5 protein-coding genes are annotated in these 9713 nt (G+C 70.4%); 1 reads left to right on the top strand and 4 read right to left on the bottom strand.

The genetic code is table 11. From position 1 onward, the window contains the following. Positions 1–90: 90 nt before the first annotated feature. The 4 genes from recQ to QM591_RS00565 form a co-directional block, all read right to left on the bottom strand. Positions 91–2100 (bottom strand): DNA helicase RecQ, encoded by a 2010-nt coding sequence (recQ, locus tag QM591_RS00580; RefSeq protein WP_415128523.1) that lies wholly within the window; start codon positions 2098–2100, stop codon positions 91–93. Between the two features lie 64 nt (positions 2101–2164). After that, positions 2165–2827, bottom strand: a complete 663-nt coding sequence (locus QM591_RS00575) for a class F sortase (RefSeq protein WP_415128521.1) — start codon at positions 2825–2827, stop codon at positions 2165–2167. Further along, positions 2827–8064 (bottom strand): hypothetical protein, encoded by a 5238-nt coding sequence (locus tag QM591_RS00570; RefSeq protein ID WP_415128519.1) that lies wholly within the window; start codon positions 8062–8064, stop codon positions 2827–2829. Before QM591_RS00570 ends, QM591_RS00575 begins: the two co-directional genes overlap by 1 nt. A 161-nt stretch (positions 8065–8225) precedes the next feature. Then, on the bottom strand, positions 8226–8762 hold the full coding sequence (locus QM591_RS00565) for a DUF1697 domain-containing protein (protein WP_415128517.1): 537 nt from the start codon (positions 8760–8762) through the stop codon (positions 8226–8228). 87 nt (positions 8763–8849) lie between these two features. Between QM591_RS00565 and QM591_RS00560 the strand changes: the two genes are divergently transcribed. Beyond that, on the top strand, positions 8850–9713 hold an 864-nt coding region (locus QM591_RS00560; RefSeq protein ID WP_415128515.1), incomplete at its 3' end, for a GntR family transcriptional regulator.

The following is a 9713-nucleotide window of genomic DNA, read 5'->3' as shown; positions in this document are numbered from 1 at the left end:
CGGGGCCGGGCGGGCTCGGGCGGGGCGGGGCCGAAGAGGAAGGCGGGGCGGGGGTGGGGGCCGGGCGCGGGATCAGGCGGGGGCGCGGGATCAGGCGGTCGCGGCGATGACGGCGAGAACCGCCTCGCCGTAGGCCTCTCGCTTCTTCGCGCCGATGCCGGTGATGCCGCTCAGGTCGTCGATCGTGCGCGGGCGTTTGTCGGCGAGGGCGCGCAAGGTCGCGTCGCCGAAGACGATGTACGCGGGCACACCCTGCTCCCGCGCCTGCTCGGCCCTCCACGCGCGCAACGCCTCGAAGAGGTCGCGGTCTCCCGCAGCCACATTCTCCGGCGCGCTGGACTTGCGGACCCGGGTCGTGTTCGCCCGCCCCAGAACGTCACGTCGGAGCGGGACCGACTGCTCCCCGCGCAGCACCGCACCGCCTTCGGGTCCGACCGCCAGCGTGCCGTACTCGCCTTGCGCGGCCAAGATGCCCCGGGCAAGGAGCTGGCGGATGACCGAGCGCCAGTCCTGATCGCTCAGGTCGGCGCCGATCCCGTACGTCGCCAGCCGGTCATGCCCCTGCTGCACGATACGTTCCGTCGAGGCACCGCGAAGGATGTCGACGAGGTGCCCCGCGCCGAAGGCCTGCCCTCGTTCGCGCTGGAGGCGGACGATCGTCGAGAGCAGCTTCTGCGACGGCACCAGGCCGTCCCAGGTCTCGGGCGCTTCGAGACACGTGTCGCAGTTGCCGCAGGGCGAGGACTCCTGCCCGAAGTAGGCGAGGAGGTTCTGCCGACGACAGGCGACGGTCTCGCACAGGGCCAGCATGGCGTCGAGGTGCTGCCCGAGGCGCATCTTGAACGCCCGGTCGCCGGGCGACTGGTCGATGAGGCGTCGCTGCTGAACGACGTCGCCCAGGCCGTAGGCCATCCACGCCACGGCCGGCTCTCCGTCTCGACCTGCTCGACCGGTCTCCTGGTAGTAGCCCTCGACCGATTTGGGCAGATCGATGTGGGCGACGAACCGCACGTCGGGCTTATCGATCCCCATGCCGAAGGCGATCGTCGCGACGATGACGACGCCCTCGTCGCGGAGGAAGCGCGACTGGTGCGCCGCCCGCATCTCGGCCGGGAGTCCGGCGTGATACGGCAACGCGTCGATGCCGGCGGTGCGCAGGTACTCCGCGGTCTGCTCGACGGACTTTCGGCTGAGCGCGTAGACGATCCCCGCCGCACCCGACTGGGCTCGGACGAAGGCGGCGAGCTGACGGCGCGGGTCGACCTTCGGCTCGATGCGGTACTGGATGTTGGGGCGGTCGAAGCTCGCGACGAAATGCCGCGCCCGGGGCAGCCGCAGCCTCTCGGTGAGCTCCTTGTGCGTGGCACGGGTGGCCGTGGCGGTGAGGGCCATCCGCGGAACCCCGGGGAATCGTTCCCCGAGGTCGCCCAGCGCGAGGTAGTCGGGACGGAAGTCGTGGCCCCACTGGCTGACACAGTGCGCTTCGTCGATCGCGATGACACTCAGCCTGCCGCGCTGGAGGAGCGCCGTGGTAGCCGGCACGCTCAGCCGTTCGGGTGCGACGTAGAGAAGGTCGAGCTCACCGTCGAGGAAGGCGCGCTCGACACCCGCACGCTCCCCCGCCGTCTGGGTGGAGTTGAGGTAGGCGGCGCGCACGCCGTTCGCGACGAGGGCGTCGACCTGATCGTGCATCAGCGCGATGAGCGGGCTGACCACCAGTCCCGTGCCCGGCCGCACGAGCGCCGGGACCTGATACGTGATGGACTTGCCGCCGCCGGTGGGCATGAGCACGACGGCGTCTCCCCCTCCCACCACGTGCGCGACGATGTCGGCCTGGTCACCGCGGAAGTCGTCGTACCCGAACACGTCTTTGAGCACGGCGCGGGGATCGTGACCGGTGCGGTCGAGACGCGGGAGCTCCAGGACCGCAGCCGAGACGGGGGAAGCGTCGCCCCGGGTCGCCCGCGCGAGGGCGGCGGCGTAGCCGTCGAACGCCGGATCGGGAGGAAGCGGTGCGTCGGGATCGGGGGGCGGCGGCGCGTCGTCGGGATCCCACACGAGGTCGGCGTAGGGGTCGTTGCTCCAGTCGCCGTCACTCACCCGCACCACCCTAGCCGCGCCCTCCGACACACGGGCGCGCCGTCGCGCGGGGCTCGGGGTGCCGCTACGGCTCGTGGGTCGCGACGATGACGAGGTTGTCGGTCGACGGCTTCTGATCGGGAGTCTGCAGGCAGGTGATCACCACGAGTCGGCCCGGCTGATCACCCCAGACGTCGGCGCGCGAGGCGAGCTCCGATTTGGCGATCACCTCGCTCCCCGCGACCCGGAACGATACCCCGTCGACATCGATGCGCGCACCAGGCGGCAGCGTGCTCGTGCCGCGCGCGACGTCGACCAGCGCGTTGCCCGGCGCCCGGCCGAACCGCATCGAGTGCGTCGCGACGAAGACCGTGCCGCGGTCGACATCGGCGGGGGCGACACCGAAGTCGCGGATGCGATACACCGCGGTGAAGGTGGGGGGTTCGATCAGCCCGTCGACCGAGCTCATGATCCCGAGCGGAACGTCGAGATCCACCGACGGCACGACGAACCGCGCACCCGTGCTCTCCACGACATCCATGTGCGCGAGATCGTCGGAGTCGGGGATGACGCCCGACTCGGGAACGACCGTGCGGCCGTCCAGGTCGACCAGGCCCTCGGTCGATCTCGGCGCGGACAGGCTCCACGCGATCCCGATCACACCGACGAGGATGAGAACGGCCGCCGCGACGCCGACTCCCCGGAGGGAGCGGCGCCGCGGCGGATCGGAGCGGTGATTGCTCGCCATCACTCCCGCAGCCGGCGACGGCGTACGACAACGAAACCGGCCAGCAGCAGTCCGAGCAGCAGGATGGCGACGGAGACCGGGAGGCCGATGCCGCCACCAGCGACGGCGTAGCCACCGGTCTCCACACCGGCTCCGCTGTCGGCCACGTCGACCTCGGCGCTGGACGGGTCGGACACGACCGGATCGCCCGTAGGCGGGGTTCCGGATGCGGTGGCGGTGTTGCGGATCGTGTCGCCGCGATCCAGGTCGGCCTCGACCACCGTGTAGGAGGCCGTGCATGTCACCTGCTCGCCCGGGAGCAGTGCGGCCGCCTCGGACGGGCACGTCACCACCGGGGCCTCGCCGGCACCGGTGAACTCCGTCTCATCGACCGTCACCTCGGTGAGCGTCACGTTGCCGGTGTTGGTGACCAGGAACCGGTACGCGATGACCGTTCCGGCGGCGTCGACGCGCGTGTGGTCGGCCGTCTTGACGATGCTGAGCGACGGCGCGGGATCTGCCGGAAGCTCCACCGTGGAGGGCGGAGACTCGATGTCCGGGCCATCGGGCGGCGTGCCGACTGCCGTCGCGGTGTTGCGCAGGAGCGACGCGTCGACATCGGCTTGGGTCAGCACGTAGGTCGCGGTGAACACCGCCTGCTCACCCGGGGCCAACGAGGCCACCGAGGCGGGGGTCAGCGGCGACAGCTCGCCGCTGCCGGTGAACTCACCTTCGTCGATCGTCACGTCGTCGAGGGTGAGGGTGCCGGTGTTGGTGACGACGAACGAGTACGTGATCTCCTGTCCGACGACGAACGACTCCTCGTCGCTGGGGCTCGCCGACTTCACGACGGTGAGCGCCGCCTCACCCTCGGCGGTCAGCTCTACCGTCGACGGCGGCGACTCCACCACCGGGCCCGTGGGCGGCGTGCCCGTGCCGACCGCGGTGTTGCGCACCGCGCCGGCATCCACGTCGGCCTGAGTCACCACGTAGGTCGCCGTGAAGATCTGCTCGCCTCCCGGCGCGAGCGTCGCGACGCTGGCGGGAGTGAGAGCGGACAGGGTGCCCGATCCGGTGAAGTCGGTCTCCTCGACCGTCACACCGGTGAGGGTCACGTTGCCGGTGTTGACCACGAGGAACGAGTACGTCACCTCCTGCCCGACCACGATCGGGCCGTCCGCGTCGGCGGACTTCGTGAGCGCGAGCGCCGGGCTCTGCGTGGGCGGCACGACCACGGTCGACGGTGGCGAATCGACCGGCGGCCCGTCGGGCGGCGTGCCCGTCGCCACGGCGGTGTTGGACACACCGGCACCGTCGAGGTCGGCCTGAGTCACCGTATAGGTCGCGGTGAACGTGGCCTGCTGCCCCGGGATCAGCGTTTCCACCGAGTCGGGTGTGATGACCGGCGCCGTTCCCGTGCCGGTGAACGCGGTCTCGGCGACCGAGACGTCGGTCAGGGTCACATTTCCGGTGTTGGTCACCAGGAACGAGTAGGTGAGCTCTTGCCCCGCCTCGGTGAGGAAGGGAGCGCTCGCCGTCTTGACCACCGTCAGCGCCGGGTCGGGATCCACCGGCACCTCCACGGTGGACGGCGGTGACTCGACAGGCGGACCGTCGGGCGGCGTGCCCTCGGCGATCGCGGTGTTGGTGAGCTGCCCGGCGTCCACATCGTCCTGGGTGAGGGTGTAACTGGCCGAGAAGATCGCCTGCGCACCGGGAGCAAGCGTCGCCACTGAGGCCGGCGTGATCGCCGACATCGCCCCGGTGCCGCTGAACGCGGTCTCTGCCACCGACACATCGGTCAGAGTGACGTTGCCCGTGTTGGTGACGACGAAGCGGTAGTCGATCACCTGCCCGACGACGAAGCTGTCGGCGTCGGACGGCGTCGCCGACTTCACGACGGTGAGCGCGGGCTGCGGGTCGGTGGGGATCTCCACGGTCGACGGGGGCGAGTCGACCGGAGGCCCGGACGGGGGCACACCGGTCGCCGTGGCGGAGTTGGAGATGCCATCGCCGTCCATGTCGGCCTGCGTGGTCGTGTAGGTCGCCGTGAACACGGCCTGCTCGCCCGGCAGCAGCGGACCGGCGGAGGCCGGAGCGATCGCCGACAGCACGCCGGTTCCGGTGAAGTCCTCGTCGGTGACCGACACGGTCGAGAGCGTGACGTTGCCGGTGTTGGTGACCAGGAACCGGTACAGGATCGCCTGACCCGCGGAGGTGATCTCCTCGATGTCGGCGGACTTGACCACCGACACGGCCGGTGCCGGGTCGGCGGGAATCTCCACCGTCGACGGCGGCGACTCCACGGGCGGGCCATCGGGCGGCGTGCCCGCTGCGACCGCACTGTTGGTGAGCTCGCCGGCATCCAGATCCGCCTGCTGGATCTCGTAGCTCGCGGTGAACACCGCTTGATCACCGGGAGCGAGCGTGGCCACGGACGCGGGGGAGATGGGCGAGAGGGCGCCGGCGCCGCTGAAGGCGGTCTCGTCGACGGTGATGTCGGTGAGCGTCAGGTTGCCGGTGTTGGTGACGACGAAGGAGTAGTCGATCACCTGGCCCACCACGAAGCTGTCGGCGTCGGACGGTGTTGCCGACTTCACGAGAGTCAGCGCCGGGTCAGGTACGGGCGGCAGGTCCACCGTGGACGGCGGAGACTCGACCGGGGGACCTTCCGGCGGCGTGCCGGTGGCCGTGGCGGTGTTCGATACGCCGTCGCCGTCGAGATCGGCCTGGGTCACTGTGTAGGTCGCGGTGAACGTCGTCTCGGCCCCCGGGGCGAGGGTGGCGACGCTGGAAGGGGTGATGGCACCGAGCGTTCCCGACCCGGTGAAGTCGGTGTCGTTCACCGAGACGTCGGTGAGGGTGACGTTGCCGGTGTTGGTGACCAGGAACGAGTAAAGGACCTGCTGACCCGCCGCGGTGATCTCCTCCACGTCGGCGGACTTCACGACCGTCAGCGACGGGGCGGGATCGACGGGGATGCGCACCGAGGAGGGAGGCGAGTCGACGGGAGGGCCTCCCGGCGGCGTGCCCTGAGCGACGGCGGTGTTCAGCAGGCCTTCGGCGTCGACGTCGGCTTGAGTGAGCGTGTAGGTGGCGGTGAACGTCGCCTCCGCGCCCGGGGCGAGGGAGGCCACCGACGCCGGGGTGATCGCCGAGATCGATCCCGAGCCGGTGAACTCCGTCTCGCCGACGGTGACGCCGGTCATCGTGACGTTGCCGGCGTTGCGGACGAGGAAGGTGTAGGTGATCTCCTGTCCGACCACGTAGCTGTCGACATCGTCCGGCGAGGCCGACTTCTGCAGCTCGAGCAGGGGCGACTGCACCGCCGGCACCTCGACGGTGGACGGAGGGGAATCCACGTCGGGCCCCGAGGGCGGGGTCGCGCGCGCCACCGCCGTGTTGGTCACCCCGCCCGCGTCGAGGTCGGCCTGTGTCGTGGTGTAGGTGGCGGTGAAGGTCGCCTGCTGCCCGGGCAGGAGGGGACCGGCTGTGGCGGGCGAGATCGTCGGCGAGGGGGCCCCGGTGAACGCCGTCTCGTCCACGGACACGTCGGTGAGGGTGACGTTGCCCGTGTTGGTGACCAGGAACGAGTAGCCGACCTGTTGTCCCGGCTCGCTGAAGCTCTGGACGTCTGCGGTCTTGACCACCGACAGCGACGGGTCGGGGAGGCCGGGAAGCTCCACCTGCGAGGGCGGGGAGGTGATGGGCGGACCGCTCGGGGGCGTGCCCTCGGCGGTGGCTTCGTTGAGCAGCTCGCCGTCGTCGATGTCGCCCTGCTGGAGCGTGTAGCTCGCCGTGAAGGTGGCCTGCGCGCCCGGCGCCAGGGTCGCGACCGAGGCCGGGGTGATGGCCGACATCGCCCCCGCCCCCGAGAACGAGGTCTCATCGACGGAGACGTCGGTGAGCGTGGTGGTGCCGGTGTTGGTCACCACGAACGAGTACTGGATCTCCTGGCCGAGCACGAACGTGTCGGTTCCGATGGGCGTGGCCGACTTGGCCAGCGAGATCCCGGGAATCGGGTTGACGGTGCACGTTCCCGACGCGGGATCGCAGGATGCCGGCGGCGTGGTTCCGGTGGGGAGCAGGAAGTTCGCGAGGCTGTGGTCGCCCGTCACCGGGTCGTCGACGGTCACGGTGTAGGTGATCGTGGACTCTGCTCCCGCGGCCAGCGATCCGGAGATGGAGAACGTGCCCTCGGGGGTGATGGCGCCGATCGCCAGCGACGCTCCGGAGGTCACCGCGGGCGGGGTCGTGACCGTGGCGTCGTCGATCACACCGGACAGGTCGTCGGTGAGGAGGATGTCGGCGGCGGCAAGGCCTTCGGCGTTGGACAGCTCGAGCGTGTAGGTGAGGGTGTCACCGGGGCTGACCATCGTTCCCGAGGCCGGCGAGACCGACTTCGTGTACTCCAGGGCGGGGCACAGTCCGCTGTCCTGACGCGAGGTGGCGCCCCAGATCGAACGGCCGGTGTCGGTGACGGGGGTGACGGCGAGGGGCGCTGTGGACGCCGCCGTCGGCACGGTGTTGAGCAGGGAGATCACGCCGTTGGATCCGCCGAGATAGATCCTCCCGCCCGTCTGGGCCGCGCCCCACGAAATGGGGATCGATCCGACGACCGTCCGGGACATGTCGGGGTGGATGCGGATGACGAAGTTCCGCGAGCTGTCGGCGGTCGAGGTGGCCGTGGCCAGGATGTCGCCGTCGGCGAGGCTCAGGAAGTCGCCCGCCGAGGCGTAGCCGGCCGGGAAGGACGCGCCGTACGGCGTCACGACTCCCGTCGTGGGGTTGATCTCGTAGATCACGGTGGTGGACGGTCCGCCCGCGAGAAGGTTGCCGTTGGGGAGGGCGCTGAGGGAGTTGAGGCTCGTGGCGGGCGCTCCGATGAGGGGGATCTCGCTGGTCTCGGCCCCCGTTGTCTCGTCGATCACGAACAACCGCGGCGGGTTGGTGAAGCTGATGCCGTACAGCGTGGCGCCGTCGCCCGAGAACCCGATATCGCCGTAGGCGCGCGCCAGGGGAGCCTCCTCGATGAGGGTGCCGTCGGCCGAGTAGTGCCCCAGGCCGTAGGGCAGCGCTCCGTGGTTGACGTAGATACTGCCCGGCTCACAGACCGCCGCCCAGGCGCGCTGGCTCGGCGAAAGGATGAGCGTGGACACCAGCGCAGACACGAAGACCGCAACGATCACGATCATTGCGGTCAGTCGTCGGCGCGGGGATGCCGAGGCGGGAAGAGAGACGGGGGGCGTGGATTTCATGTCCTGCTCCTTTGGGCAACGCCGGTGCATTGCAGAGGCGCGAGCGCAGTCCGGGCACCGCTCCCTCGGAGCATAACGACCCACGCGCGGGGTCTACAACCATCATCGGACGGCAGCACGGCCGCACGGCGCCGGGGCGAGGAGGCGCGAGCGGAATGCCGTCAGCACCACTTCTGGGCGATGGCCTGCACGACGGTGCGCGTGCGGTTGGTCGCGACACCGAGCCGCTTGACGACACCCAACGGATCGACCTGGCCGTCCTGGTATCCCGGCTTCAGCAGGGCATGGACGGCGCGGCCGGTCACCACGATGTCGCCCTTCGCGCCCGAGAACGACTCGATCTGCGCGATCTCATCGGCCGTGGGCTCGTCTTTGAGGAGGTACACGTAGTGCCGCGCGAGACCGGGATGGGCACCGTTCAGACGCTCTGCCTCCCTCGCCACCTCGGCGAACTCCGCCGTCGAGAACACGATCGTCGGCACCTCGAAACCCCGGTCGGCCGCGAACGCCCGCTCCAGCACGCTCTCGATCCGCGCCCTCGATCGCATGCGGGTGTCGAAGCGCACGTTCCCGGTGTTGATGTGGGTCTCGACGGCTTCGAAGCCCGTCTCCGCGACCACCCGCTGGATGTCCGTCTTCGGGAAGACCCGCGTCGCGCCGAGGTTGATCGCGCGCAAGAACGCGAGGTGGGTGGCCATCGCCCCATTGTGGACGGCACCTCCGCGCGATGCCACCCCTCGCCATCCTCCGAGGGGCGTTTCGGCCGGGTGTGGGAGACTCGACGGATGTCCGATGTGCCCAAGTACCAGCTCCTCGTGGAGGAGTTGCGGCACCTCGTCGACACCCAGCCGGTGGGCGCTCCCGTCCCCAGCGAACGGGTGCTCGCGGAGCGCGCAGGAGTCTCGCGCATGACGGCACGCCGCGCGCTCGACATGCTGGAACGGGACGGGTACCTGCAGCGGATCGTGGGCAAGGGATCGTTCGTGTCGCGGCCTGCCGTCACGCTGCCCCTGCGGCTGACGAGCTTCACGGAGGACATGCGTGCGCGCGGACTGAAGCCCTCGTCGCGCGTGTGCGAGCACGGGGTCGTCCGCGCCGACGAGCAGTTGGCGGCGCACTTCGGCCTCGACCGACACGCGGCCCTGTTCCGCCTCGTTCGAGTGAGGCTGGCCGACGACATGCCGTTCGCGATCGAGCGGACGCATCTGCGTGCGTCGGCCGTTCCCGGTATCGACCGGCTGGACCTCGCGAACGAGTCGCTCTATACGGCGTTGGAGCGCGAGTACGGCCTGCGGTTCGACGGCGGCACCCAGACGATCCGCGCCGGCAGTGCCACCGCCGACGACGCCGGTCTCCTCGGCATCGAACCGGGAGCCGCCGTGCTCGAGCTCGTCCGTACGTCGATGTCGCACGGCGAGGTCATCGAGCGCACGACCAGCATCTACCCCGGCGACAGGTTCGAACTGTCGGCGGCGATCGCGCCGGCGAGCGCCGGCGAGCAGGTGCCCGCCAGCGCTCTGCGCACGCGGCACACCGAGCGCACCCGGAGCGCAGGGTCGCCGCGCGGCGCCGAACAGTCGCGCAGCGCCGCGCGGCGCGGCGTTACAGCTCGGGGATGCGGGAGGCGAAGGCGGAGAGCACGGTCGCGT

Source organism: Microbacterium sp. (assembly GCF_047607225.1).
GTDB lineage: Bacteria > Actinomycetota > Actinomycetes > Actinomycetales > Microbacteriaceae > Microbacterium.
This window is presented reverse-complemented; position numbering and strand designations above follow the sequence as displayed.

Excerpts from the sequence above, each read along its gene's own strand:
- QM591_RS00575 (WP_415128521.1), bottom strand. The coding sequence starts at position 2,827 with ATGGCGAGCAATCACCGCTCCGATCCGCCGCGGCGCCGCTCCCTCCGG.
- QM591_RS00570 (WP_415128519.1), bottom strand. The coding sequence starts at position 8,064 with ATGAAATCCACGCCCCCCGTCTCTCTTCCCGCCTCGGCATCCCCGCGC.
- QM591_RS00565 (WP_415128517.1), bottom strand. The coding sequence starts at position 8,762 with ATGGCCACCCACCTCGCGTTCTTGCGCGCGATCAACCTCGGCGCGACG.